Annotated in this window: 22 protein-coding genes; 8 read left to right on the top strand and 14 right to left on the bottom strand. The window is 38.4% G+C overall.

Features of this window, described 5'->3' with window-relative positions:
* The first annotated feature begins 32 nt into the window (after positions 1-32).
* Positions 33-290 carry a hypothetical protein gene (locus tag EHR07_RS00320; protein WP_135743225.1) on the top strand — a complete coding sequence of 86 codons (258 nt, stop codon included), beginning with the start codon at positions 33-35 and terminating at the stop codon, positions 288-290.
* 83 nt (positions 291-373) lie between these two features.
* On the opposite strand, the gene EHR07_RS00315 is transcribed toward EHR07_RS00320, so the two are convergent.
* On the bottom strand, positions 374-1,471 hold the full coding sequence (locus EHR07_RS00315; RefSeq protein ID WP_244288891.1) for a hypothetical protein: 1,098 nt from the start codon (positions 1,469-1,471) through the stop codon (positions 374-376).
* 73 nt (positions 1,472-1,544) lie between these two features.
* Between EHR07_RS00315 and EHR07_RS00310 the strand changes: the two genes are divergently transcribed.
* A complete protein-coding gene (locus EHR07_RS00310; protein ID WP_135743224.1) occupies positions 1,545-4,010 on the top strand; it encodes a TonB-dependent receptor family protein in 2,466 nt (821 codons plus the stop codon).
* Here EHR07_RS00310 and EHR07_RS00305 read toward each other — a convergent pair.
* Positions 3,999-5,669 (bottom strand): EAL domain-containing response regulator, encoded by a 1,671-nt coding sequence (locus tag EHR07_RS00305; protein WP_135743223.1) that lies wholly within the window; start codon positions 5,667-5,669, stop codon positions 3,999-4,001. The genes EHR07_RS00310 and EHR07_RS00305 overlap by 12 nt on opposite strands.
* 145 nt (positions 5,670-5,814) lie before the next feature.
* Here EHR07_RS00305 and EHR07_RS00300 point away from each other — a divergent pair, with 145 nt between their 5' ends.
* Both EHR07_RS00300 and pepN read left to right on the top strand, forming a co-directional pair.
* The gene (locus EHR07_RS00300; protein ID WP_002974517.1) at positions 5,815-6,084 is read left to right on the top strand and encodes an RNA recognition motif domain-containing protein; all 270 of its coding nucleotides are present in this window, start codon (positions 5,815-5,817) and stop codon (positions 6,082-6,084) included.
* 41 nt (positions 6,085-6,125) lie between these two features.
* Positions 6,126-8,708, top strand: coding sequence for an aminopeptidase N (pepN, locus tag EHR07_RS00295; protein WP_135743222.1), 2,583 nt, complete (start codon positions 6,126-6,128; stop codon positions 8,706-8,708).
* Here pepN and EHR07_RS00290 read toward each other — a convergent pair.
* Genes EHR07_RS00290 through EHR07_RS00280 form a run of 3 tightly spaced genes read right to left on the bottom strand, consistent with a single transcriptional unit; the run spans position 8,705 to position 12,466 of the window.
* Positions 8,705-10,579, bottom strand: a complete 1,875-nt coding sequence (locus EHR07_RS00290; RefSeq protein WP_135743221.1) for an AMP-dependent synthetase/ligase — start codon at positions 10,577-10,579, stop codon at positions 8,705-8,707. The two genes, pepN and EHR07_RS00290, sit on opposite strands and share 4 nt — an antisense overlap.
* A 31-nt stretch (positions 10,580-10,610) precedes the next feature.
* Positions 10,611-12,089: a tetratricopeptide repeat protein gene (locus tag EHR07_RS00285; RefSeq protein WP_244288890.1), complete on the bottom strand. Its 1,479-nt coding sequence runs from the start codon at positions 12,087-12,089 to the stop codon at positions 10,611-10,613.
* Entirely contained in the window at positions 12,086-12,466 is a 381-nt protein-coding gene (locus EHR07_RS00280; RefSeq protein ID WP_135743220.1) for a YopX family protein, read from the bottom strand. Before EHR07_RS00280 ends, EHR07_RS00285 begins: the two co-directional genes overlap by 4 nt.
* A gap of 95 nt (positions 12,467-12,561) precedes the next feature.
* Here EHR07_RS00280 and EHR07_RS00275 point away from each other — a divergent pair, with 95 nt between their 5' ends.
* Positions 12,562-13,335 (top strand): ParA family protein, encoded by a 774-nt coding sequence (locus tag EHR07_RS00275; RefSeq protein WP_135743219.1) that lies wholly within the window; start codon positions 12,562-12,564, stop codon positions 13,333-13,335.
* A 58-nt stretch (positions 13,336-13,393) separates the two neighbouring features.
* On the opposite strand, the gene EHR07_RS00270 is transcribed toward EHR07_RS00275, so the two are convergent.
* Positions 13,394-14,752: a cyclic nucleotide-binding domain-containing protein gene (locus tag EHR07_RS00270; RefSeq protein ID WP_135743218.1), complete on the bottom strand. Its 1,359-nt coding sequence runs from the start codon at positions 14,750-14,752 to the stop codon at positions 13,394-13,396.
* Between the two features lie 79 nt (positions 14,753-14,831).
* Here EHR07_RS00270 and EHR07_RS00265 point away from each other — a divergent pair, with 79 nt between their 5' ends.
* Positions 14,832-15,152: a YbaB/EbfC family nucleoid-associated protein gene (locus EHR07_RS00265; protein ID WP_135743217.1), complete on the top strand. Its 321-nt coding sequence runs from the start codon at positions 14,832-14,834 to the stop codon at positions 15,150-15,152.
* A 104-nt stretch (positions 15,153-15,256) separates the two neighbouring features.
* Here EHR07_RS00265 and EHR07_RS00260 read toward each other — a convergent pair whose 3' ends face one another.
* Both EHR07_RS00260 and EHR07_RS00255 read right to left on the bottom strand, forming a co-directional pair.
* On the bottom strand, positions 15,257-15,988 hold the full coding sequence (locus tag EHR07_RS00260) for an OmpA family protein (RefSeq protein ID WP_135743216.1): 732 nt from the start codon (positions 15,986-15,988) through the stop codon (positions 15,257-15,259).
* A gap of 101 nt (positions 15,989-16,089) precedes the next feature.
* Positions 16,090-16,938, bottom strand: a complete 849-nt coding sequence (locus EHR07_RS00255; protein WP_135743258.1) for a flagellin N-terminal helical domain-containing protein — start codon at positions 16,936-16,938, stop codon at positions 16,090-16,092.
* A 204-nt stretch (positions 16,939-17,142) separates the two neighbouring features.
* Between EHR07_RS00255 and EHR07_RS00250 the strand changes: the two genes are divergently transcribed.
* The gene (locus EHR07_RS00250; RefSeq protein ID WP_135743215.1) at positions 17,143-17,715 is read left to right on the top strand and encodes a cob(I)yrinic acid a,c-diamide adenosyltransferase; all 573 of its coding nucleotides are present in this window, start codon (positions 17,143-17,145) and stop codon (positions 17,713-17,715) included.
* Positions 17,688-19,019, top strand: a complete 1,332-nt coding sequence (locus EHR07_RS00245; protein WP_135743214.1) for a peptide MFS transporter — start codon at positions 17,688-17,690, stop codon at positions 19,017-19,019. Before EHR07_RS00250 ends, EHR07_RS00245 begins: the two co-directional genes overlap by 28 nt.
* 73 nt (positions 19,020-19,092) lie before the next feature.
* Here the strand turns inward: EHR07_RS00245 and ptsP are convergent, their stop codons facing one another.
* The 6 genes from ptsP to EHR07_RS00215 all read right to left on the bottom strand — a co-directional run bounded on the left by ptsP (position 19,093) and on the right by EHR07_RS00215 (position 25,755).
* Positions 19,093-20,820 (bottom strand): phosphoenolpyruvate--protein phosphotransferase, encoded by a 1,728-nt coding sequence (gene ptsP / locus EHR07_RS00240; RefSeq protein ID WP_135743213.1) that lies wholly within the window; start codon positions 20,818-20,820, stop codon positions 19,093-19,095.
* Positions 20,821-20,882: 62 nt separating this feature from the next.
* Positions 20,883-21,791 (bottom strand): UDP-3-O-acyl-N-acetylglucosamine deacetylase, encoded by a 909-nt coding sequence (lpxC, locus tag EHR07_RS00235; RefSeq protein ID WP_135743212.1) that lies wholly within the window; start codon positions 21,789-21,791, stop codon positions 20,883-20,885.
* Between the two features lie 178 nt (positions 21,792-21,969).
* The gene (mce, locus tag EHR07_RS00230; RefSeq protein WP_135743211.1) at positions 21,970-22,743 is read right to left on the bottom strand and encodes a mammalian cell entry protein Mce; all 774 of its coding nucleotides are present in this window, start codon (positions 22,741-22,743) and stop codon (positions 21,970-21,972) included.
* A 32-nt stretch (positions 22,744-22,775) separates the two neighbouring features.
* Positions 22,776-23,564 (bottom strand): ABC transporter ATP-binding protein, encoded by a 789-nt coding sequence (locus tag EHR07_RS00225; RefSeq protein WP_135743210.1) that lies wholly within the window; start codon positions 23,562-23,564, stop codon positions 22,776-22,778.
* An 8-nt stretch (positions 23,565-23,572) separates the two neighbouring features.
* Positions 23,573-24,349, bottom strand: coding sequence for an MlaE family ABC transporter permease (locus tag EHR07_RS00220; RefSeq protein ID WP_135743209.1), 777 nt, complete (start codon positions 24,347-24,349; stop codon positions 23,573-23,575).
* Positions 24,346-25,755 carry a hypothetical protein gene (locus tag EHR07_RS00215; protein ID WP_135743208.1) on the bottom strand — a complete coding sequence of 470 codons (1,410 nt, stop codon included), beginning with the start codon at positions 25,753-25,755 and terminating at the stop codon, positions 24,346-24,348. Before EHR07_RS00215 ends, EHR07_RS00220 begins: the two co-directional genes overlap by 4 nt.
* Positions 25,756-25,775 lie beyond the last annotated feature (20 nt).

Raw genomic sequence — 25,775 nt, 5'->3', positions numbered from 1 at the left:
CTTAAAGTCCTCCTGTTATGGAAAAAATGAAAATGAAACACCAAACCATCTTAATTGCTATCATTCTACTGTTTTCGCTTAGTTGTGCGAGTGCAGAGTCCAAAGAGGGATCAACGGATGAACCAGGTTTAATGAGTAAAATCATTGAAAAAGCCAATTCGGAAGAAGGCCAAAAAGCGATCCAAATGGGAAAAGAAAAACTCCAAGATCCAGAGACCCAAGAAAAACTAAAGGGATTACTTTCTAAGGATAAAAAGAAAAAAGAAGTGCCAGCCGTTCCTGGTCAGTAATTCTCCTTTTCGTTCGAAGGAACAAAAAAACAAACCTTACTTTTCCAAACAGAAGAATCGTAAGGTTTGATTCACCCACTAATTTAAAACCTACTAAAGTCCGCACTCTCTCCCGACCAAAAGACAATTTCTTTTAATATCCAATGATACACTGTCGAATAATCTCCAGGTGTACAAAAGAAAAATAAGGAATGTTTTTTGGTTTCTGAATCATTCACAATATATAATACATTTTCTTTGAGTAAAATTTCTTCCCATTCTTGAAATCGGTATGTTTTGTCATTCCAAAAGATTGTATCTTTTGTGATTCGAATTTCTTTTCTTTTTTTATAATTCCACCAAACGTAAGTAATGGGGAAAAATCCAAAAAATAAGGAAACTATTAAAAATCCCAATTGGATATTATTGGGAGGAAATGTTTGCCAGGAATCTATGGAAAGTTCTAAAGCAGAACCTAAAACAAAATGAATGATCAGAGTGAGCGCAAAACTTACTGAGATTCCAACAAATACAAAAATTTTTGGTTGGTATTTGGATTTAAGGAGGCTCTCTGAATTCGTTTTTTGGGCTGAGATTTTTGAATGGGGATTAAAGGTGAATTCAGATTCCAATATTTCTTTTGGCCTTTTTCTTTTGTGAATCGGTAGGTCAAGGTCTGTATAGGAGATCATTTCTTTCGATTCGTTTTGAATAGAAGTTTGTAATAATTTTGCGATGGTTTCACTTATGATCCGAATCTCTGGGTAGTTTGTAGATTCCGCTAGAGGTAAAGATTCCCCATCTAAATGACCTAATACGGTAAAGACTGTGATTGTTCTAGATCCGTTTTTAGTATTCACAGTATAAGTATATTCTGATAAAGAAATGAACTTGATCGAATCAAATGGAATGGTTCTAAGAATTTGTTTATTTTCACCAAGTTGGACAAGACACTTATTTGTATCAAAGTCTGACCATTTCGGTTTTAAAAAAATATAGAGTAGGAGATGAGGAGAAACAAAAAAGATAACCATCATTCCCAATGCAAAAACTAGAACCAAAGGATCTTCTTCTAAAAGTCCAGAAACATAGAGGACAGGAATCAGGACTGCCAGGGCAAGCAGGTCAAAACAAAATAAGATTCGGTGGGCTAGTTTTGTATTTTTGGATCTGTGGTCTAAATAGCGTTTTTTTGGATTCATAAAGCTTCCTTGTCTCAAATTTCAGTTGTTCCCCATCTATTTAAATGAATTCTAGTCTCAGTATTAAAATTATATGAAAATGAAACTACTTCTCAGTTGTATTTTGGTCCTAGCCCTTATTGCCGTTCCTGAAACCATACAGTTACAGGCACAAGAAGCAAACACGAAACCAAATTCAGAATCGCAAGATCAAACACCTAAGGAAACACAAGAAATTCCAGAAGAGAATCCAGAGGATCCGAAATGGAAGAAAGCAGAAATTCGAGTGATTGGGGATAAAAAAGATCTAAAAAGAATTCCCGGTTCTGCCACTATCATCACTAAAAAGTTTTTAGAAGAAACAAGACCCACTGACAATATGGAAGTTTTACGCCGAGTACCAGGAGCCAACATTCGGTACCAAGATCCTGCAGGTCTTACTATGAATTTAGGGTTTCGTGGTGTGAGCGGAGAAGTATCCAGAAAGGTTCTTATTTTAGAAGATGGACTCTTTACATCGCTAAACCCCTATGGGGAACCAGAGATGTATTATACTCCTTCAATTGAAAGAATGGAACGAATTGAAGTGGTAAAGGGTTCCGGTTCCATTCTTTTTGGACCATCTACCATTGGCGGAGTGGTAAACTTTATCACTAGACGTCCTCCTAAAGATCCTACATTAAATATTCAAACCATAGGGGGTGAAAATGCTTATTTCAGCCAAATGGTAAACTACGGGGGAACCTTTGGTAATACTGGATTTGACGTTAACGTACTTAGAAAACAGGGAGATGGGTTTCGTGCCAACCAAGGTTACTTTGTCAATGAAGCCAATTTGAAAACCATACACCAATTAAATGAAAAACATAACCTTACTACTAAAGTAGGATTCCACCAACAAGAATCCCAAGCCACCTATGTTGGTCTGACTACCGGAATGTTTCAAAACAATCCTAAAGACAACCCGGCACAAAATGATAAAAGAACCATTGAACGTTATAGTTTTTCCATAGGACATGAGTGGAGCCTTTCCGAAAAAACAAAACTCATCACTCGTGTGTATTCAGCCTATACTGAAAGGAACTGGGCAAGACAGAATTATTCAAGAAATTCACGGGGGAGCACCAAACCAACAGACACACTTGCGACCTATGATGGAGAACCTTATACAGATAGACCAGGGGACACCATTTGGATGAGGGGAACTAACGCTCATAGAGACAGAACCTATAAGTTTGCCGGCATCGAAACCAAATTACAAACTGAAATCGAAACAGGTTCAATCAAACACGAAATTGATTTGGGAACACGTTACCATTTAGATATGGCAAAAGTACAACTTTTGAATGGTCCAACGACCCCTGATTTTGTAATCTATCCGAATGGAGTGGGATCAACGCCTGCTGTTTTATTACAATCTCAAACAAGTTTGGCTAATAGTGGAGAACTTCGAGATGATGAAAGAAGGTCTGCAAAAGCAGTTTCTGTTTATTTGCAGGATAGGATCCGCCTAACAGAAAAATTTTCTGTAATCCCTGGGGTGCGATATGAGTCCTTTACGCAAACACGCTCTATCAATCGTGCAAGAAGAGATTTTGATCCAGCTACATTTGATTATTTTTCGGGAACCAATCCTACTGTGCAGTTAGATAAAACTGCCACAGCTAAAAACCAAATTGTCCTACCTGGTTTTGGAACTACTTTGGATTTTGCCAAGAATATGACTTGGTTTACGGGTGTTCATAGAGGATTTTCACCGCCTCGGTATGAATCTGCCATTTCACCTACAGCAGAAGATTTAGTATTAAAGCCAGAACGTTCTTGGAACTATGAAACGGGTGTTAGGGGAGATATTACCGAATATTTCAGTGGTCAATTGGTTGGTTATCTATTAAACTTCGAAGACCAAATCATCAATAGTTCTGCAGCTGGTGGAAACTTAGGGTCAAGGCCTGTGAATGCAGGTAGATCCATTCACCGTGGTGTGGAAACCAATATGACTTTTGACTTTGGACAATTTTGGAAGTTAGACTATCAAATTCCTTTAGATATTATTTACACAAGGACAGAAGCTAAATCAAACCAATATACTTATAACCTTGGTGCCTGGTCCAAGGGTGATTCCAATCCATTCGCACATGTAGACACAAATGGAAACCGCCTTCCTTATGTTTCAAGAGATATCCTTACACTTTCACTTGGAATCTCAAGCCGAAGCACTGGATTTTATGTTAGAGTGGAATGGCAATATTTTTCAAAACAATTTCACGATTTAGAAAATTCTAAAACTGTGAGTTGGTATGATACGGCAGGTACCACAGCAAATAATAGAACGATTTTGAATTATGTTGGTATTAAATCTGATGTTTCCGGGTTAGACGGAGAAATTCCTGCATACGAATTAGTAAATGCAAACATTGGCTACAAAAAAGACAATTGGTCGGTGTTTCTTTCTGGAAAAAACCTACAAGATCGAAAGTACATTTCTTCGCGTTTGCCGGAAGGAATCCAACCAGGACCGTTTCGTCAGGTTAATTTCGGAGTCACCTTACAACTGTAAATTAGCCGCTGTCGGAAGAGCAGGCGAAGGTTTCATAAACAGATATCCTTGGGAATATTCAATTCCCAAGGTTTCAATCATATCCTGAATGGCAGGGCGATCCACAAATTCTGCTACCACTTTGGCACCAATTCCTCGCGCCAGTTCTACAATCCCTTGTACAAGGAGATATGCGGTTTTGTTTTCCGGTAGGTTTTTAATAAATTGGCCATCAATTTTTAAATAATCAGGTTCGAATTCTAACAAACGGGCAAGGTTTGAATACTGGACACCAAAGTCATCAATGGCAATTTCACAACCAATGTTCTTTAGGTCACGAATGGTGGATAAACTATATTTGTTTTCTGAAAAACTTATATCTTCCAAAATTTCAAAGGTAACTCGGCTTGGGTCAATTTTGTAATGTGATAACCTTGATTCTACCCATTTGCTAAAACTTTTGTATTCTAATTCTGATTCTGTTAGGTTAATCGAAAAATCAAATTGTTTATCAGAAAAAAAGTTCATGGATTCATCGATCATCTGCAAACCAATCATACGAATGCTTCCTGTAACTCTTGCTAAATTTAGAAAGGAATCTGGAGTTAGGATGGCATCTCTATCTTTGATTCTTGCTAAACATTCAAATTTTCTAATTTGTTTTGTTTGGTTGTCCACAATACCTTGGAAGTAGGGAACAATTTGTTTTTTTGTGATAGCCGATTGAATTTTTTGACTGAGTTGAAAGTTCTGTAGATGATTGTCTATGGAATGTTCATCTGTATAAGAGACAAAATCAGAAGATCCTTGTGCTTCTGCTCGAAATAAGGCAAGTTTTGCTTTGTAAAAACAATCCTCTTGCCCTGCGGCCGAAGAATAACGACAATCCAAATGAAATCCCACTCCATCCAAAACCAAATCATCCGATTTTAAAATCATACAAAAACTCCGGATCTTTTCTACTAAGCTTGGTTCGGGGAGATCGGATAAAACGGCAATTTCATCGGAATCAATATGAAAAACTTTTTCTTCGTTTTGCAAATGAACGGTGAGCAGCTGTAATAATTTTTTAAACAGCTTTCTGTAAACTTCGATACCGAATGTTTTGATGATGATTGGGAAACTAACAACTTTAATGAGTACAATAGAATGGTTTTTGTTAGGATCTCCTTCCGCTTTTAATTGTTTCACCAAAGATTCAAAATTAGGATACTTGGTATCTCTGTGAAAATAAAGATTGTCTGCCAGTTCCTTATTTTTTTCTTCTAAGGACTTTTCTTGGAAATAAGCGTCAATGGCTTGTTTGATGGTTAGTTCTAAATCGTGCGCATCCCAAGGTTTCGAAAGGTAACGATACAAACAACCGTGGTTTAGGGCATTTCCAATCGCCTGGGCCGGTGCCTGACCTGTCAGCATTATTTTTTTAGTTCGAGGATGGCTCTCCTGCATTTCAATGAGGAATTCATCACCTTTTTGACCAGGCATCACATGATCACAGATCACAACGGCTAGGTCTGCGGAGGTGCCCGCAATTTCTTTCATAATTTCTTTTGCTGTTTCCGCGCTTTCAGCAGTTTCGATGGTAAAACTGGACCCAAAGACTTTCTTTAATTGTTCCTTTAGATTCCAAAGAATGAAGAATTCGTCATCGATACATAAGATATAGGGTTTTTCGTTCAAGAGGATACCTGGGAAGCGTTTTAAATAAATTGTTATCTTTCAGAATATGCAAGAAATATTTGATGTTGACATTTTCTTTCCATTGTATCTAATCGACCCGGCTCCCAGGACATTGGGGCGTGCATTGTGTTTTACGAGGACAGGAATGGTTTCTAACAAAATTTATGTGGGAAATTTAAAATTTTCCCTTAAGGAAGAAAATATACGCCAGATTTTCTCCGTTTACGGAGTAATTCAAGATCTGAAAATGATTCATGATCGGGAAACTGGAAATTTTAGAGGTTTTGCTTTCATCACCTATGCGAATCCAGAAGAAGCGGAAGAGGCGGTAACCCAGATGAATGGACAACCTGTCGATGGAAGGAATTTAAAGGTTACCTTTGCCGAGGATAAAAGAAAAGAGAAACAGAACTAAAATTCACTTTTCCGGGATAGGTCATCCTATAAAGAAGGAGGATGACCTCATCCTCATCCTCCTCTCTCGTCCACAAATTAGAAGACTACAAACCTTGCCCATGGCTTACTCCCAAAGTCAATTTACGATTTGATTTAGATTTGCACCTGACAGTTGTCAGAGCCGAATATGATGTAATCCTTCAAGCCGAAACCATTGAACCACTATTTCTTTATGGCGAATCTTTAGAGTTTTTATCTCTCCGAATGGATGGGGCTATTCTTGACCCAAACGAATACCAAGTTACGGATTCAGGGATTCTTATTTCCCACCCTCCGAAGAAAGAATTTCAACTCACTGTAGAAAACCGGATTTGTCCGGCAAAAAATACTTCACTCGAAGGTTTGTACAAATCGGGATCTATGCTTTGTACCCAAAACGAACCCGAAGGATTTCGTAAAATCGTTTATTCGATCGATAGACCTGACAATATGATGCGGTTTCGTGTCACCATTGCCGGCGAGAAATCACTATTTCCAGTGATGTTGTCCAATGGAAACTTTGTGGGTGAAAACCAAATGGGAGACAGTAAACGAGAAGTCATCTGGGAAGATCCTTTTCCAAAACCATCTTATCTTTTTGCACTCGTTGCCGGCGAACTAATTGAGACCAAAGATTCCTTTCAAACGAAATCAGGTAGAGAGATTACTCTTAAGATTTTTGTAGAAAAAGGAAACGAAGAGAAAGTTGGATTTGCTTTTGATTCATTAAAAAAAGCAATGAAATGGGATGAGGACACTTTCGGATTAGAGTATGATTTGGATCTATTTATGATCGTTGCCGTTGAAGATTTTAACATGGGTGCGATGGAAAATAAAGGTCTAAATTTATTTAACGCAAAATTGGTATTAGCTGATAAAAAATCAGCAACGGATGAAAGTTTTGAATCCATTCTTGCCGTGATTGCTCATGAATATTTTCATAACTGGACAGGAAACCGTGTTACTCTTAGAAATTGGTTCAATCTAACACTCAAAGAAGGTCTCACTGTATTTCGTGACCAATGGTTTACGGAGGATATGACAGATCCCGCTGTCAAACGAATCAAAGATGTATTATTTTTGAAAGAATTTCAATTTCCAGAAGACCAAGGTCCCATGTCACACCCCATCCTTCCTAAATCCTATAAGGAGATGAATAATTTTTATACTGTGACAGTTTATGAAAAAGGAGCCGAAGTCATTCGTTTGATTTCGGAACTTCTTGGTAGAGAAAATTTTAAAAAAGGATTAAAACATTACCTTACTAAGTATGATGGTCAGGGAGTAACTTATGAAGAATATATTTCTTCCATGGAAGAGGTAATCGGTAAATCCATTCCTTACCTTCGTAATTGGTATCACCGAAAGGGAACTCCATTGATTTCTGTAAAAGAAAGTTACACAAAAGAATCAAATGAATGGAATTTTGATCTCATTGATACAGGCGCGGGAGAATATCCTTTGGTATTTTCAAATTCTTTCGCTGTTTTTGATCTGCATGGAAACCTTATTTCAGAAGATAAAAGGATAATGTCTGGAGAAAGGGATCAAATAAAAGTTCCTGCTTTAGATACGATAGGAACAAAACCAATCATTTCTTTATTTCGATCCCTTTCGAGTCCGGTGCGTTTGGATTACAACCAATCCGAAGAAGAAATTAAAACATTAGCAAGGGTAGAAACAGATGGTGTGGCAAGGTTTTTTGCCTTTCAAAATTTAATCTTCGATTGGTTTCGTAAGTCTCTTAATTCTGGTAAGGAAGAAAACTTTTCACAAATTTTAGAAACGATTGCAGAATCTTTTACCCAAAACTGGGAAAAAACGTATCTGAGTTTTTATCTATCCTTTCCAGGTTTAACACAAATCAGTGAAAATCTGAATTGTTATGAATTTACCAAAATTCAAACACTAAGAGTTTGGGCCCTTCAAACGATTGCCACTACCTTCACCAAAAATTTCCAAATTTTACTTGAGGAAAACAGAAAAACCATCCCCATCCAAACCAAAGAAGAAATTGGGAAACGAAAATTAAAAAACACGGCTCTTTATTACTTGTTATACGATCCATCTAAAAGGTTTGAAAAATTGGCAGTTATGGAACAAAGAGAAGCAAAACATATGAGTGAAGAAGTTTCTGCCATGAGATATCTTTTAGAAATTGAATCGAAGGAGAAAGAAAACGCAGTTCATTCTTTTTTTGAAAAGTGGAAAAAGGACAATTTGGTTTTAGATGTATGGTTTGCTGCTCAAGTAAGTTCTGGAGAGGATCGCACTCAAGTGGCAGAAACATTAGAAAAACATCCCCAGTTTAATGTACGTAATCCTAATAAAGTCCGTTCCTTGTATTTTAGTTTGGCGAGAAATCCATTGAGTTTTCATAAAGAAGATGGGAGTGGTTACGTTTTTATTGCAGAAAGGATAGGCGTTCTCAATGAAATCAATCCGCAAATGGCCGCAGCTTTAACTAAATTATTTTCACCTGTATCTAAACAAAAGGGAGACCTACCGAAAATGGCAAAAAGGGAACTAATGAAACTCCAGAACCTCCCCCATCTTTCTAAAGAATTGGGAGAAGTTCTTGGTACTATTTTAGATTCTCTTTAATTATACATTGATTTGATAAGATCTTTGTATTTATCGTGAATGACGTTTCTTTTCATTTTGAAAAGATTCGTCAGTTCTTCGCCCACTTCCATTGGCTTTGGCAAAAAACGAAAGTCAGAAAGTTTTTCAAAAGATTTAAATCCATTTTCAGAGGAGATCTGTTTTTTGATAAGGTTTTGGTAGTAGAGTCTGACGTCTTTGTTTTGGTTTAGGTCCTCACCCTCTTTTGTTTGCAGTCCTACTTCTTTCATTCTGTCTTTATCAGGCCAAAGGAGAGCCGTTAAGGACTTTTGATCTTGTCCAACAACGATTACTTGGTTGATGAGAGGATTTTCCAAAAGTAAATTTTCGATAGGGACAGGTTCTACGTTTTCTCCTCCGAGTAACACGATGGTGTCTTTGACTCTTCCTCGCACAGACAAAGTGTCGTTAAAGGAAATGAATCCTAAATCCCCAGTATTCATCCAACCGTCGTGAATGGCTTTGGAAGTTGCTTCTTCATTTTTATAATATCCCTTCATTACCTGTGGGCCTTTGATATGAATGATTCCCATTTTTCCTTTCGGAACCGATTCGCCTTGTTCATTCACAATTTTCACTGCCGTTCCATCCGGCCATTTTCCCACAGAGCCTTGGACTACTTTCCCAACAGACCTAACAGAGATAATTGGTGCACATTCTGTCATTCCGTAACCTTCATACACAGGAATTCCAATTACGTTAAAAAACTCATCCACATGAGCGGGGAGGGCACCTCCACCGGAAATAGTACCCGTTAGGTGACCACCAAGTACATCTCTTATTTTTGAAAATACCAGTCCATCTAAAACTTTTGCGAGTAAAAATAGATTGAATACATATCCAAGCGATAGGGCCGTATTTTTTGCTCTTTCAAAGGGAGACTCTTCTTTTGTTAGGAGTTTGTTTCCCGCAAGGTAGTCTTGTCCGTCTTTAAATTTTTTGCAGACATCATAGGCAAAATCAAAAAGTTTACGTTTGTTTTCCGGTGCTTTTTCTAACTTTTGTTTGATGCCCAGATAGAGGTTTTCCCAAAGTCTCGGAGCCGAAGCCATAAAGGTTGGTTTTATTTTTTGGAAATCGTCTCTTAGATCCCTAATGTTCGTATAAGCAATGGATGCACCTTCCGCAATAATTGCATAATCAATGGCACGTTCAAAAATATGCCATACAGGAAGGATCGATAGAGTTCTATCGGATGTTTTTAATCCAACACGGGGCGGAACTATAACCACATTGTATACCATGTTTTGGTGAGTGAGCATCACACCTTTTGGCATTCCCGTGGTTCCTGAAGTATAAATGATGGTAAATAAATCATCTGGTTTCACTTGTTTGGATCGAAGTTCCAAGGAAGGAAGATTTTTTCTAAATGATTCTCCCTCTTTAATCAATGTATCCATGGGAACGGCGAGATTGTCACTAGAGCGAAATCCTGGATCTAAAATAATTACTTTTTCTACTTTTGTATTGGAAAGGACAGGTTTTAAAGATTCATATAATTTCTCATGTTCTACAAAGCAGTATTTACTTTCGGAGTGGCTTAGAATGTATTCAATTTCTTGCGGTGTGGAATCGGACCCTCTTGGTACATTCACTGCACCGTTTAACAGAGTGGCTATGTCTGCAATTGCCCATTCGGTTCTGTTGTCAGCCATAAGTCCAATTCTATCCCCTGGTTGTAAACCCATTTGTAACAGAGATAAAGCGAGGTTTTCTGCTTTATGAAAGATATCCGAAAACGTACGACCCAAAAAGTTTTTTCCTGCATCTTTTCCAAAGAACATTTCTTTGGTTCCGTATGCTCGATTCGCATAATAAAAAACATCATTCAGCGTCGTAAAATTTTTCATTGATTGTTTTAGTCTCCGTAGGAGCTGAATTTTATTGTTTTTTTTGTTTGTTCAAGTAATATTTTCTTTTGTGCGATTTCCCGTTGGCTGATTCAAAGAAGTTAGCAAATAGAGGATCTGATTCCATTTTTTCAAATAATTCAAAATCATATAAAAGTGCTTGGTGAGTCCAAAGGTTTCCTTCTTGTTCCCTATTGGTAGCAAACGAAGCCCTTCCTAATTTGTAGTATACCACTGGCAAAAATTCTCGTTCACCACCCAAAATCTGTGCTCGTTTTAAGTTTGTGTAGGCATCCTCAAAACGACCAAGACTAAGTTCACAGGAACCCCGGTAATAGAAGAGAAAAAATCGCGGATAGGCTGTGAGTCTTCGGCTATTGAGTTTGTCTAAACTGGCTAAACAAGAGTAAGGATCTTTGTCCATAAATTGTGCATAAGCTAAGTTCAAAAGAATTTCAGGACTAATTTCCCCATTGGTTTTTCTATAAATTTCTGATGTTTTCTGATAACTATCTTTTGCCGTTTTATAGTCACCAAGTACATATAAATAATAATAAGATTTATAAATTAATACGTCCAAGGAATCAGATTCACAAGCACGGTAGGAAAAAAATTCATCTAATGTTTTTGTAAATGAAACAAAATCTCTTTCATTGTATTCTATGTTGGCAATTTTTTTTAATAGGGAACAGGTTCGAGAGGTTCCATTCGGAACTTCTTTTTTATATTCCTTTAACGATTTTCGATAATACGAAAGTGCTTCTTGGAATTTTTGATTATTTTCTAGTTGGATGGCTTCTCTTTCTTCTTTTTCGCCCACACCTTCGCAATACGATTCTTTTCCATTTTCATAATGGCAAATTCGTTCCCGAAATCCGTTTTCGTTAGCATCATATTCAATACGAACCAGTTGGCAGTTTTTATAATACCACCATTCATCTATGGCACCAAAATCGTTTTTGTCTTTTGTGATTTCTTTGGGACAACCAGAATGTGAATAATAAGTGAAACTATCTTTTTTCCCATTTTTTGTTTCATCTTCTTCGGTTAAAAACAATTGTCCTTTGGAATCGTAATAATCCCAACGATAAGGATTAAACTCATCATCATTCATAAAAAACGAGAGTTTTAAAAGGGAACTTCCTTCTTTCCAACCAGAAAAACAGGAAAAGGATAACTTCCCACTTAAAAAATTTTGAGATGGATCTCCGTATAAATCAGTTAGGTGAGATCTAATGTCATCTTTATATCTTGGGTAAGGGTAGTTTGCGTGGTATTTATCAATGTATTTTTGGCAAAACCAAAAGATTTCATGGTTTAGAGATTCTTTATGTAAGACTCCTGGAATTTCACCTCCCAACCGAAAACTAAACCGTTTGGGACTATGGTCTTCAATATCAAATTTCTCTTTGGTATTTTGGATGGCCTTCCAATAATCCTCTAAAAGACCTGCTCTTAGAGGAAAAGATATTAAAAATAGGGATGTGAAAGTTAAAAATAGAAATCTCAAGATTTACTTTTTAAATACAAATCATATAAGACGGGATTTTCGTAGGGATTTCCCACTTTTCGTATGGAAAACAATTGTAATAGAGGAGGTCCGTTTTCTAAATAAAAGGCTCCATGTTCGTTGTTGTAACGAATAACACCTGTATGTTGTGTAAGGTTTCCACCTTTGGCAACTGTGTGTTCAATGATGTCCTCTTCATATAGATCTTTGTCGTATTTGTCTTTTAGTCCGGTAAAAGTATTAACTACATAATTATCTTCGTTCGAGATAGGTTGCCCAAACTTTAAAAGTTTCCCATCTAGGGTTAAACTAAATCCTTTTTGAGTGAATTCTTTTTCTTGTTTGTCCCAAACACGGAATCGAATTGTAAATGCCATAACTAAACCCAAATTAAGGTAACCGAAGTCCATTCCAAGGAAAATTCAAAAAAAAATCAGTGGTCAATTGGGGAATTCAGAGCATTCTATGCCCCATGAAGGTTATCTCTGTTTCCAATATCAAGGGAGGAAGTGGGAAATCCACTACAGCCGCCCACTTAGCCTGTGCCTTAGCCAGACGAGGAAAAACCTTAGTGGTAGATATGGATATGCAAGGTGATTTGACTGACTATTGTTTACCGGATTTGGATTTAACTCAACTAGAAGAAACAAGTGTGATGAGTGTCCTTCTTGGTATGAAAAAAATCACTGACTGCATTAGGGAAACCAAACAATTCGACGTACTGCCATCCACGTTAAGTCTAGCTAAACTCACCAAATACAATCCAGATTCGGCAAGTCTTTCTCTACAGTTCAAAAGAGCATTAGAAGAAGTACGAAACAAATATAAGTTTGTAATCATTGATACTCCTGGTTCTGCCAAACACGAACTGACGACCGCTATTTATAATTCTGAGTTGATTCTAATTCCTGTGACTCCGAGCAAATGGACCATCCGCGCTGTGAATTTACTTTTGGATGAAATCACGCAAACAGAAACCATTTTTAGCCAAAAGAAAAAAATTGCCTTTGTTCCTTCGTGGTTTGGTCCATCCAAAAAACATAGAGACTTACTGGATAAATTAAAACAAATTGAAGAGATTCCTTGTTTGGCTGAAATTCCAAAATCAGAAACCATCAAAACGAAAACGGAAAAACAAGAAAGTTTAAAGAAAGACAGCAATGCTTGGCACGCCTTTGATTTGTTAGCAGATGAATCGATTGCTTTGGTGGACCCCGAGAATTCGATTCTAACTATGAAACCTTAATTGGTATTAATAATGGATGGCTAACTGATATTTAGACAATAAATACCATTGTGTTCGATCATTCTGGATAATGTGTTTTTGAGCTTTGGTTTTTTTTACGTTCTTCTGCGATTGTTTGGATGTGTTTGGCAAACCCAGGATGGTGTTTTAAAATCTCCGCAAACCTGTCTTTTCCTAAAGTATACACATCGCAATAGGAACCTGCTTTGATGGTTGCCGTTCTTAAAGAATCATCGATTAAACTCATTTCTCCAAAAAATGATCCTGAATTGAGTGTCGCAAGGATTTCTCCTGTTTTTTCCTTAATCACTTCCACATGACCTTTCGAAAGAAAATACATATTATGAGGAACATCACCTTCTCTAAAGATAATATCGCCTTTCATATAAAATGCAGGTCTTAATTCCAAAACCACTTCTCTTTTTAATTCTTCTGGTGCATTTTTAAAAAAGGGAACAACTGAAATTAAATGGTTATGTAAGAATAAGGATACATCAATTTTAATACCCGATGGAAGTTGGTCCCAAATTTCGGATTCGTCAATCCCGTGTTTGTTTTCCCAAAGATTTACATAATAGGAACGGATTCGATTGGCAAGGTGTGGAGGTAACTTTTTATATTTTATAAATGTATTAATTGTATTTAATTTTTCTTGGAAAGTAACTCTCGAAATATCTAAATTAGATAACAAAGTAGCAATGTTACCAATAACGTATCCGTAAATACCCACTCCTAAGATCATGACACCCATAGTATAAACGGTTTGTATATTAGTAACAGGTGTAATGTCTCCGTATCCAATGGTTGTCAGCGTAGTAACTGACCAATACAGTGCACGAACATATCTTGTGACCATATCTTTATCAGGTAAAAAATCAGGTCCTAAGTAGATCCAACCACAAGCAACCCAATGAGCAAAAAGACTTGTCCAATACACAAAAAATATCAATCGAAAGGTCATTGGATTGATGACTTCTATCAATTTAAAACGCTCATCAGAATCGGACCCGAGAGCTAGCATTCGGAGAGATTTAAAAAGTTCAAACACTCGAACAGAACGAAGTAACCGCAGAATTTTTAAACTATCGGTAACACCAAAGTACCTGAAAAAAAATCCACCAAATAGGTCAAAAGGAAAGGCTGATAAAAAATCAATCAAGAACCAGGAACGTAAATAGGTTTTAGAAACTATCTTTCGGTTTTGAATGAGAAGTCTGTCTTTTAAGATGGCGGTGTTAAAATTGAGCAGGACATCAATTCCAAATACAATTTGGATCCCCCTTTCTAAGTAGTTCACACCTGCTGAAAGTTTATAATGAAAGACGAGGCGGATGGGGACTTCGACGGCAAAATAGGTAATACAAATAAAAACAAAAAGATCCCAGATTCGTTTGTATGGAGAATTTGGATGGATCATATTTACAGTATCGACATTGGTAAGTTTTATATTTGCCTTCTTTTAAAGAAAAAAAATCCTGAATGGAAAAGAGGTGATTATGTTCGGTGGAGCGGGTGGAAACAAGTTTGATATGCTCAAACAGATGAAAAAGATGCGGTCGCAGGTGAAAACGATGGAAAAGGAACTTGCGGGCCTCAATTTCGTGGGAATTTCAAAAAACAAACTCCTTTCTGTCACTTTGGATGGAAAATTCCAGATGAAATCCATCCAAATAGAAGATGAATTGATTGAGAAAAAAGACAAAAACCTGCTAGAAAAATCCATTCAGGAAGCTTACACAAAGGCTTTACAGGATGCCCAAGCGGGAGCCGCCAAACAAATGCAGGCTATGGGTGGTTTTCCTGGATTCGGTATGTAAATAGGTTTTGAACTAATTGAAAACAAAAAAGCCTACAAACATTGTAGGCTTTTCTATCGTTAGAAAAAGGGGACAGATTGTCCCTTTTTTATGTCTTACTTTGCTTAGCTTGCAGGAACGATTTCTACTTCCACACGGCGGTTCGATCCGTCTTTTGGATCCACACCTTTTAGCGGTGTTGTAGAACCAAGACCTTGCACCGATCCAATTCGTTTGCTTTCGACACCATTTTCAGTGATTGCATTTTTGGCAGTGATCGCACGGTCTTGTGATAATTTTTGGTTTAAATCTTCTGCTCCTGTGCGGTTGGCATGTCCAGAGATATTGATTTTAGTTTCAGGGTAAGCTGCTAGCGCTTCTGCTAATTTATCAATATTTTCCTTTCCTTTTCCTTTCAGGTCTGCCTTTCCATCTTCAAAGGCAATTCCCCCGTCCATAGAAGCAGTGAGAGCCACAGTTTCTCCACCTTTTTCCGTTTTTGTAAGAGTGATTCCTTGTTTTTTCATTTCTTCAGCCATGTTGTCATACATGGTATTGAGATAAAAACCTGTTCCAAGTCCTGCCAAACAACCGGCACCAAGACCCACAATCTTACCTTTGTTTTGTGGTTTTTTCTTTTCCATTGCTAGAGAGGATTTAATTTGTCTTTGGATATCGTTCTTTTTGTCTTTTGTATCTTTTTTACGTTGTGCCTCATCATAAACAGCACCAAGAGCAAGACCTACACCACATCCAATGGACGTACTTAAGATTAGTCTTTTTGTGTTGTCGGAAAGTCCACAAGAGATTGTGGAAAGTAATGATAGGGAAAGAATTCCGGAGATGATTTGTTTCAAAGTGATTGTCCTCGCTTACACTCTCTACTAAGTATAAGGACAAATTCTGAAGAAATCCTCCCTGTTTGCAAGGAGGATTTCTGTTTCTTTTTTTATCGGAATTAGTATCTGTCCGTGAGGAGTTTTACTACGGATTCCGGTCTTAGATTTGCTTGGGCAAGCATCGCCACTCCCGATTTGGCTAGGATTTGGTTTTTGGAATATTCTACCATTTCCGTAGCCATATCAGCATCTCTTACTTGCGATTCGGCAGAAACAATGTTCACGTAGTTGTTACTCAGTGATTTCAATGTTAAATCCAATCGATTGTAATAGGCACCGAGGTCAGACCGCAAACGGTTGACTTTGGTGATGGCATCATCCAGGACTTGCAGTGAGTCGGAAGCTTTGTTTGGAGTTGATAGTGTCAACTTACTTCCAGCTGTTTTTAGTTTCAAAGAAGAACTCGTCATCGTATTGATGTAGAGTTCTATTTTCTCTGTTCCGTTTGCACCCACTTGCAAAGTCATTGGATTTTTGGAAGATCGAGAAAACCTTCCATCCAACGGTTTGATTTTGTTAAACTCTGCAGAAGTTCCGATCCTCTCCACTTCTTCAACAAGTTGGGATACTTCTAACTGGACGAGTTTTCTGTCTTCGTTAGAATATATTCCGTTGGAAGATTGAACGGAAAGTTCACGTAACCTCTGTAAGATAGAGTTTACTTGGTCTAAAGATCCTTCGGTGACTTGAAGGAACGACATACCATCCTGGGTATTTCGTTCTGCTTGGCCAAGGCCACGAATTTGTGATCTTAATTTTTCGGACACTGCGAATCCCAAGGAATCGTCCCCAGGTCTATTGACTCGCATACCGGTCGCTAGGTGTTCCATGGACTTGTCCATGTCACGGCCCGTGTTTGTGAGCGCTCGTTTTGCCACAAGCGCGCTGATGTTGTGATTGATAATCATTGTCACACCCTCCTGTGTGTCCATGACCCGCCTGTTTCCCTACATGCGGAGAAAAGTAAAAATCACTGCCCAGGAGTCCGTTTCCATCGAGAAGAGAAGGGGTTGCCTGCCCTTGGTTCTTCCATGAATTTTGCCTTTCCAGATGATTCTATACCAGAAAACTGAGGTCTGTAAAGAAAATTTAAGCTCTAAAGGAGTGGGAAATTGAAAATCTACACCAAATTCGGAGATGGTGGGCAAACCTACCTGGCCTCCGGCATCAAAGTTTCCAAAACAGATAGGAGAGTGGATCTCTACGGAAGTTGTGACGAATTGAATAGCACCATTGGCCTTGCTCTTTCTTTTGCGAAGGACTTAAAACTCGAACCAACATTTTTAAATTACTTAAAAGGCATTCAAAGTTTTCTTTTTGAGATTGGATCGGAACTTGCCGGTTACGTACCAAAAGAATCTAAGGAAGGAACTGTTGTTTTGCGATCGGATGTGGAAAGTTTAGAAAAGGAAATTGATCGGCTAATGGAAGTGCTTCCCGAAATTAAGTTTTTTATTTTACCGGGGGGAAGTTCTCTTGCTAGCAGTTTGCATATTGCTCGTACCATTTGTCGTAGATTGGAACGAGACTTACTTGTTTACATTGAATCTGGTGGAGAAATCCATACTGATTTAAGAATTTATCTCAATCGTCTTTCTGATTATCTTTTTGTTGCGGCTCGGTTTGCGAATTTTTCTACTGGAAATGAGGAAACCATTTGGAAAAGCAGAACGAAATCCACTTAAATACTCACCCAAAAGGGATCACACCACTATTTCTCACAGAAATGTGGGAACGTTTGAGTTACTATGGGATGCGGGCTCTCCTTGTTTTGTATCTGGTAAATTCACTTGGATTTTCGGATGCAGATGCGGGAGCCGTTTATGCGTTTTATACTAGTTTTGTTTACCTAACGCCCGTTTTTGGAGGATACTTAACCGACAGGTTCTTTAGTTATCGATTTTCCATTTATTTAGGTAGTTTTTTAATGTTATGTGGGCATATCTCTCTGGCCTTTTCTGGTATTTATTTTTTTTATTTAGGACTTGTTTTACTCGCATTAGGAAATGGATTTTTTAAACCCAATATGTCTACGATCTTTGGAAGATTGTACGATGAAAAACCAAATTTAAGAGATAGTGGATTCACTATTTTTTATATGGGGATCAATTTGGGAGGCCTACTTGGTCCTATCATTTGCGGTAGTTTAGGGGAAAGGGTAGATTGGCATTTAGGTTTTTTATCGGCTGGTGTTGGAATGGCGATGGGAATGATCGTATTTTATTTTGGAAGTAGACGATTGCCAGAATCGATTTGGCTAAAACAAAATCATAAGGTAAACTCTGTCCATCCAAGTTCGGTAGATCCGAAAACAAAATCAAAAATCTTACTCATTGTTTTACTTTCTTTTTTTAGTATTTTCTTTTGGATGGCGTTTGAACAAATGGGGACTTCTCTTAACTTATTTGCTTTGAGAAACACCGATCGATATTTGTTTGGATTTGAAATTCCAGCTTCCGTATTACAGTCAATTAATCCTTTGTTTATTCTGCTTTTAGGTCCCATTGTTTCTTTGATTTGGACGACTCTCTCTAAAAAGAATCAAAACCCCAATCCTGTTCTTAAGTTTGTTTTGAGTTTGGTACTACTGGGTATTGGATTTCTTGTGATGGTAGTGGCTGCAGGATACGCAGAAACTGGGGTTTCTGTTTCTATTCTATTTTTGGTTTTTGTCTATTTTTGGAATACTTTAAGCGAACTTTGTCTTTCTCCGGTAGGATTGTCCTTTGTCAGTCAAATGGCTCCAACACAATATGCCTCTCTCCTTATGGGGATTTGGTTTTTATCGAATGCCTTTGGTCATTACGCGGCGGGGATTTTGTCAGGGTACCAAAACCAATGGGGAAGTATGAAAAACTTTTATGGATTCTTTGTAATTTGTTCTTTTTTTGGTGCTTTCGTTTTATATGCCATTTATTCTTTAAAAAAGAAATCTATCTTAGGTTTACTAAAAAGTAAGGAAGAAGATAAAACCATCCTCACATCATAAAATGAAGTGAATCGTAAGGATCATTGATTTGGATCGATCTAAAAACATCTGAGTTGTAATGTATAATATGTATCTATCCTTTCGTTTCTAAAACTAAGGCTTCAATTTCTTCGAATTTTTCTTCGCCTGCAAGACCAATCACTTGTTCGGCGAGAAGTTTTGCTTTCCAAGAAGATATTTCTTGTACCTTTTCTGCTACTTCTCGCATCAGTGGCAGGGCAGAACTCAAATCTCTAAATCCAAGACCAATAAGAACGGCGGTAAACATAGGATCACTACCAATTTCCCCACAAATGCTAATGGGTTTTTTCTGGGCATTGGCTACATCGGCTATGTTTTTTAATAACAATAAAAAGACAACCTGCCAAGGATTGTAAAGATCACCCACCAAGTGGTTGTTACGTTCTACTGCCAAAAGGTATTGTAAAAGGTCATTGGTTCCTACACTATAGAAATCGACATGATTTCCAAGAAATGGCAAATTGAGTGCACAAGCTGGTGTTTCCACCATAATTCCAAGGGGAATTTTTTTTGTGATGACGAGTCCTGCGTTTTTTAACTCTTCTAAACATTCACTTAACAAGGATTTGGTCTGTAAAATTTCAGAACGGGTTGTGATCATGGGAAGCATGATTCTCATCGTACCAAATTCGCTGGCACGAAGCAGTGCTTTTAATTGTTCTTTAAAAAAGTGTGGGTGGCGGAGCAGGTAACGGATTCCTCGATTTCCTAGAAATGGATTTTCTTCTTCGTATCCATTTTCCATTTTATCGGCTCCAATGTCCCAAACTCGGAATGTCACTGGGCGACCTACCATTTTTAATAGAATTCGTTTGTATACAACAAACTGCTCTTCTTCTGTTGGTTTAAATTCTACATAACGAATGAATAAAATTTCTGTCCGTACAAGGCCAATTCCGTCAGCTCCCTGTTCAAAAGCTAAATCCACTTCATCTTCAGAATCAATATTGGCGCGAAGGGTAAACTTTTTTCCATCTTTGGTTTTGATTTCTTTTGGGCCATCACTGATTTCACGTAACGGCTGGGCTTTATGAATATCACTTTTGATTCCGGCAAGTTTGATTTCATCGATCCCTGGTGATCGGTTTAAAATTCCCCTTGTGGCATCGAGTAAAATATAATCATCATCTTCTACATGTGAGGTGATGTTTTTTAAACCTACAATTGTAGGGATTCCATAGTTTCTTGCAATAATGGCTGTATGTCCTGTTTTCCCTCCAAAGTCAGTAGCGATCCCTCGGAGTTTTGATTTTCCCAGTTGGATCATCTCAGAAGGAGTGATTTCTTTGGCAATGAGGATGACGTCATCGGGAATTTTGGTTTGATCGTTTGTCTTATCGGGATAAAGATTCGATTCGATTCTTTTCCCAATATCTAAAATATGGTCGGCTCGTTCCCTAAAAAATTCATCAGGGATGGATTGGAATTCATCATAAAGAGAACTAACAGCTGTTTCTAGGGCAAGACCCGCCGATTCGTTGTTTTGTGCGATTCTTTCGAAAACTCGGGCACGGAATAATGGGTCATTTAAAAATACAATTTGCGATTCTAAAATTTCTGATAGTTCTCGGTTGGTTTTTGACTTTTGTACTAGGTCATTTAGGTCTTCCTCTGTTTTGAGGAGCCCTTTTTTCAGGAGTTCTACTTCTTCTTTGATTTCATCAGGAGAAAGATCCGTACGGTCTTCGCGTTTCCTTTTGGACTGTTTCCAACGAAAAACCTTCCCATATACGGTGCCTGGATAGGCAGAAATGCCTTTAAATGTGGTTTTTTCTTCCATCCTTTCCTTTCCCAAAAATACTTTCGGTAAGGCTTCGTTTGGAAAGTAAAAAACGAGGGATTCTAACGAACCGCTTGTTTTTTGGCGAAAAGAGGAACTCTTTTACTTTTGAATTGGGTGAGTTCGTTTCCTGTCACTTGGCTCATAATGCATTTGGCAAGAGAGATGTCTAAGGCATGTCCCGCTTTAGAGGCAATGAGATGACCTCGGAACGGTCTTCCCATCACTGCCAAATCCCCAATTAAATCCAGGATTTTGTGACGCACACATTCATTGTCATAACGTAAGGTTTCATTCAGATACCCGTCATCTGTGAGAACTACCGCATTGTCGAGAGATCCACCCATAGCAAGGCCACGGGCTTGGAGGGCTTCCACATCTTTCAAAAACCCAAAGGTTCGGGCAGGAAGGATGTCTGTTCCTAAAATGGATTCGTCAAGGGTAGTGGTGTAGGATTGGCCACGGAGAAGTGGGTGGTTAAAATCAATGCTATAAGTAACTTTTAATTCGTCGGAAGGCAACATGACGAGGTATTTGTCCCCGTCCACAACCCAAATGGGGTTGGCGATGGTGATAGGTTCTATGGTTTCGTCTAGAACCCGGATTCCAGCAGAGCGGATTCCTTCCCAAAACGGCAGAGAGGATCCATCCATAATTGGAACTTCTACGGAATCAATTTCAAAAATACAATCGGTAATGCCTAGGGTGTGAACTGCGGCGAGAAGGTGTTCGATGGTTTGCACTCGGTTGGAACTTCCATCCCCGATGGTGGTGGCGTTACTTGTGTCGACTACATGGTCGAGAGAAACGGGGATTCGGATTTTTTGGGTCCCTTTGTAGAGGTAAAAGATCAGTCCTGTATTTGCTTCTGCGGGATGGAGCCGTAAAGTCACCATTTTCCCGGAATGGACGCCAATTCCCCTCAGTGTGATGGAGTTTTGGATCGTTTTTCTGTGTATCGCCGTTTCCATATTCAGTTCCTACTTACAAATTTGTAGGAAAGGGGGTTCGGACAATTCCAAAACCGGAGCCCCTAGTCAAAAAAATGTCTCCTTTTTACAACAGTGTGGCGGGAATGTCACGGCCCGGTTTTGTGCGAAACTCTAAAGAATTTTACTACAAACTAGACCGTATTTTACGTGTTAGTTCTTAAAAAGCACTGAGAGCCGAACGAATGAAACTGGTGACAGGGGCTTGTTCCCTAGTGTCTTCCAAACCTTCTCTGAGTTCTTTCAAAACCACTTGGGCATCTCCGAGAGTGGTGTTCACTGACTTATGAACATCACTTTCATTGATGAGTTTTCCGAGAGTTCCTTGGCCTTCATTGATTTTTCCAGTGATTCCCGCAATATTCTGGACGGTTTTCCGAATGTCCGAACGGTTTTCGGCAATGAGTTCCGAAAGAGAAACAAGGGGATCTTGGGTGACCTTCCCTTGGATGGGGATCATTTTTCCCGACCGAGGGGAAATTTCCACTTTGGTCAGGGCAGGTTCTGACATCATGTATTCTTTGGTTTTCGGATCTACGGGGAACTTGGAACCAGGATCGAGTGAGACTACACGACCAGAAAGCAAACTTTCGTTTTTGATGGTGATTTCATAGTTAGAGAAAAGTTGCACTTTTCCCTTCAAAAGAAGGGTGAGTTCCACCTTGGTTCCAATCCCTGTTTCTCCCTCAGGCAATAGATTACCGTATTCATCAATTTGCACCAAACGGATTTTGGAGACATACCCAAAAGGTACCCCATGGATGGTGACCTTGTTTCCAATTTTGATCCCTTCGGCATCGGGAAAGTAGACAGGAAGTTGGTATCCAGATTTTTGAAAGGGCCCACCTTCGGTGACGATGGTAAAATAACCCACGGCCACTAGAGAAAAGACAAATAAAAGACCAACGATAAGAGCGCGACCTGCGGTAGGCATTCCCTAAAAATCTCCTAGAGTGATGGGCAAAGTCAAATGGATTTTCCTTTTTTTAATTCGGAATGATCAAGAATCATCGGACCAACCGTGTTCCCATGAATGAACTGTTGGATGACAGGATTCGTTGATTTTTGGATTTCTTCTGGGGTTCCACAAAACTGCACTTTGCCTTCATAAAGAAAACTAATCCGATCGGCAATTCGGTAGGCAGAGTTCATATCATGAGTGACCACTATGGATGTTAGACCCAATTCTTTTTGTAAACGAATGACTAAATCATTGATGACATTCGACATGACGGGGTCAAGACCAGAGGTCGGTTCATCGTATAACACGATTTTAGGTTGAGAAGTAAGAGCACGCGCAAGGCCCACACGTTTTTTCATTCCCCCAGAAATATTACTAGGTAACGTATCTTTGGCGGGAACTAAGTCGAGCCATTTTAACTTTTCCATTACAATACGATCCAGTTCTTCCCCGGAGGCAATTTTATGTTCCCGTAGAGGTAGAGCTACATTTTCATAGACAGTAAGCCAATTGATAAGAGCTCCTGACTGAAATAACACTCCCAGTTTGGATCTAAGTTCTTCTCTTTTTTTTTCACTCGCATTCACTATGGACTCACCGAAAATCTGACAATCTCCTTCATCAGGATCAAGGAGTCCCGTGATGTGTTTTAGACTGACTGATTTTCCTGTACCAGAAGGCCCAAGGATGACCATCGTCTCTCCTTGTTTGACGGTTAAGTCCATTCCTTTTAAAATCTTTCGTTTACCAAAAGCTTTATGGACGTTTTTCATTTCAATGGCAAAAGGTTCCATAATTTCCTTCATTTATAAAATAAGGCAGTGAGCACATAACCAGAAAAAATGACCATTAAAAACGAGGTGACCACAGCCTTTCTTGTGGTTTGGCCCACTCCAATGGCCCCACCTTCTGTCCTAAGTCCTTGGCTACAAGAGATGGTAGAGATGGAAAGTCCAAATACATAACCTTTGAGTAGACCCACATATAAGTCTTTTAATCCTGGAACGGATGATATCCGATAATAAACATCCTGGAAATAACTGATCATATCGATTCCCAACTGAAAATGTCCTACGATTCCACCACCTAAGATTCCTAAGGCTGCAGAATATACACAAAGGACTGGAACCATTAAAGAAAACCCAACAATTCTAGGCATAACCAGATACCTGACTGGACTAATCGACATAACTTCCAAAGCATCAATTTCTTCCGATACTTTCATTGTTCCAATTTCTGCTGCCATCGCCGAACCCACAGAAGCTGCCAAAATGAGAGATGTCATAAAGGGGGACATTTCCCTCGTGAGTGTGATAGTGAGTAAAAGTCCAATTTGGCCTTCGGCTCCGAAGTCCCGGAGTCCAAGTCCTGTGTTTAGTCCAAGGATCATACCTGTGAAAACAGAAACAATCGAGACAACAAATAAAGAACCGACTCCTGCAATAAACATTTGTTCTAGGATTTCTTTTCGTTTGAAATAAAGGTGGTGGGATTGTCCCACAGCACGAAAGAGTAAGAGGACTGTATAACCGATTGCAAAGAGGAATGGTTCTAAGGTTTTGGAATAAATGCGTCTCATAGTTCCCACCAAAAGAGTTTAAATTTATTATTTGTTTCCCGGGTATCGATTCCTAAAAAACCGTATAAGAAATCATATCGAAACCCCGTGGGTGATTTAGAATACTCTACAAGTAAGGGAATATGGATATGAGTTTCTTCCTCTGTCCACCGATGAGTATAGAGTCTTGTGATTAGGTGCAAACGTTTTTCCCCATTCGATGATCTTTTATACTCAATGAGAGAAAAGATAGGTTCCCAAACATCCTCCATCACTTCAAAACGAACTGGAATGATAGCAAGAGTATTCCAACCTAAATTTCCATCGGGATCTTTATGATAACGAAAGAGTGGCCAAAGTTTAAAGTAATGATCCTCTCTGCCAGTTTGGACATATTCACTTTTCATTTGGGAATAAAAAGGTAATAAAAAATGTGTAGTGGACTTTAAGTGGGATGTATTTTGCGTCAAACGAATGTAAAATGGAGTGATGAACTCTGCTTCTTTATTGGCAAAATAGGAATATCCATAGAAAGGAAAGAATACTAATTTTTCCGTATCCTTTTTTTCGGACGTTGTGTATTGGAAAAAAATAAAAAGTGCAGTGTAATTAGTTTGTCCCGTTTTTTTATCATACCCATAAGAAAATAATGAATTTAAGAGGGGAAACCAAAGATAGGCTCTACTTTTCATATTCCCATCTTTCGAATCTTTGCTATTATAGATTGGAAAAAATATTGAATACGAAGTTGGTTCTTTTTTATCCAATCTCTCTTCCCCCCATTGGAAAAAAGGCCAAAGAAAAGATTTTCGTATGTATTTTCCTTCATGTTCCTTTTTTGAATAAATAGGAAAAATTCGAAAATCGTTTCGTGTTTCGGAGTTACCCCACATCACAAAAGGCCAAAGTAAAGATTTAGCTTCGTAGGTTTTGTATTTCCATTCTGAATAAATGGGAAACAAAACATAACTTAGTTCTTGGTAAGAAAGTTTGTTTCTAATTTTTCCATAAAGGGGAAAAACACTGAAATAGTTTTCTCTTTGTGATTCACCCTTTCCCCAAATCAAAAGGGGAGTAAAAAGGATATCTTCATCCGCGTCACCTTCTTCATGTTTGAATCCGGTGCCACTAAAGATAAATAAGGAAGACCAAGTATACCAATAATTGGTTTCTTCTTTGTAATAGATGGGTGATAAATAACTTTTAAAGCGAAAGGCATAGGTTTTGTCTTGGAAACCAATATAAAAAGGGCGGAATGCTAAATAACTTTGGCGGCCTCTTTCTTCAGACTCATATAAAAACCAAAATTGGTGGTAATTGGATTTGATGTCTTCTGTAAAGGAATTAGGAAGTTTGGCAGAAACTCCCGTACTGAGAAAGAGAAGACAAAAAACAATTCCTAATTGAATTTTAAAGCGGGAATCCACGTAATTTCAATATCTTCAAG

Source organism: Leptospira bandrabouensis (assembly GCF_004770905.1).
In the GTDB taxonomy this organism is placed as follows: Bacteria; Spirochaetota; Leptospiria; order Leptospirales; family Leptospiraceae; genus Leptospira_A; species Leptospira_A bandrabouensis.
This window is presented reverse-complemented; position numbering and strand designations above follow the sequence as displayed.

Bases quoted from the DNA above. Each gene is read 5' to 3' on its own strand.
- EHR07_RS00320 (WP_135743225.1), top strand. From the start codon at position 33: ATGAAACACCAAACCATCTTAATTGCTATCATTCTACTGTTTTCGCTT.
- EHR07_RS00315 (WP_244288891.1), bottom strand. From the start codon at position 1,471: ATGAATCCAAAAAAACGCTATTTAGACCACAGATCCAAAAATACAAAA.
- EHR07_RS00310 (WP_135743224.1), top strand. From the start codon at position 1,545: ATGAAAATGAAACTACTTCTCAGTTGTATTTTGGTCCTAGCCCTTATT.
- EHR07_RS00300 (WP_002974517.1), top strand. From the start codon at position 5,815: ATGGTTTCTAACAAAATTTATGTGGGAAATTTAAAATTTTCCCTTAAG.
- pepN (WP_135743222.1), top strand. From the start codon at position 6,126: ATGACCTCATCCTCATCCTCCTCTCTCGTCCACAAATTAGAAGACTAC.
- EHR07_RS00290 (WP_135743221.1), bottom strand. From the start codon at position 10,579: ATGAAAAATTTTACGACGCTGAATGATGTTTTTTATTATGCGAATCGA.
- EHR07_RS00280 (WP_135743220.1), bottom strand. From the start codon at position 12,466: ATGGCATTTACAATTCGATTCCGTGTTTGGGACAAACAAGAAAAAGAA.
- EHR07_RS00275 (WP_135743219.1), top strand. From the start codon at position 12,562: ATGAAGGTTATCTCTGTTTCCAATATCAAGGGAGGAAGTGGGAAATCC.
- EHR07_RS00270 (WP_135743218.1), bottom strand. From the start codon at position 14,752: ATGATCCATCCAAATTCTCCATACAAACGAATCTGGGATCTTTTTGTT.
- EHR07_RS00265 (WP_135743217.1), top strand. From the start codon at position 14,832: ATGTTCGGTGGAGCGGGTGGAAACAAGTTTGATATGCTCAAACAGATG.
- EHR07_RS00255 (WP_135743258.1), bottom strand. From the start codon at position 16,938: ATGATTATCAATCACAACATCAGCGCGCTTGTGGCAAAACGAGCGCTC.
- ptsP (WP_135743213.1), bottom strand. From the start codon at position 20,820: ATGGAAGAAAAAACCACATTTAAAGGCATTTCTGCCTATCCAGGCACC.
- lpxC (WP_135743212.1), bottom strand. From the start codon at position 21,791: ATGGAAACGGCGATACACAGAAAAACGATCCAAAACTCCATCACACTG.
- mce (WP_135743211.1), bottom strand. From the start codon at position 22,743: ATGCCTACCGCAGGTCGCGCTCTTATCGTTGGTCTTTTATTTGTCTTT.
- EHR07_RS00225 (WP_135743210.1), bottom strand. From the start codon at position 23,564: ATGGAACCTTTTGCCATTGAAATGAAAAACGTCCATAAAGCTTTTGGT.
- EHR07_RS00220 (WP_135743209.1), bottom strand. From the start codon at position 24,349: ATGAGACGCATTTATTCCAAAACCTTAGAACCATTCCTCTTTGCAATC.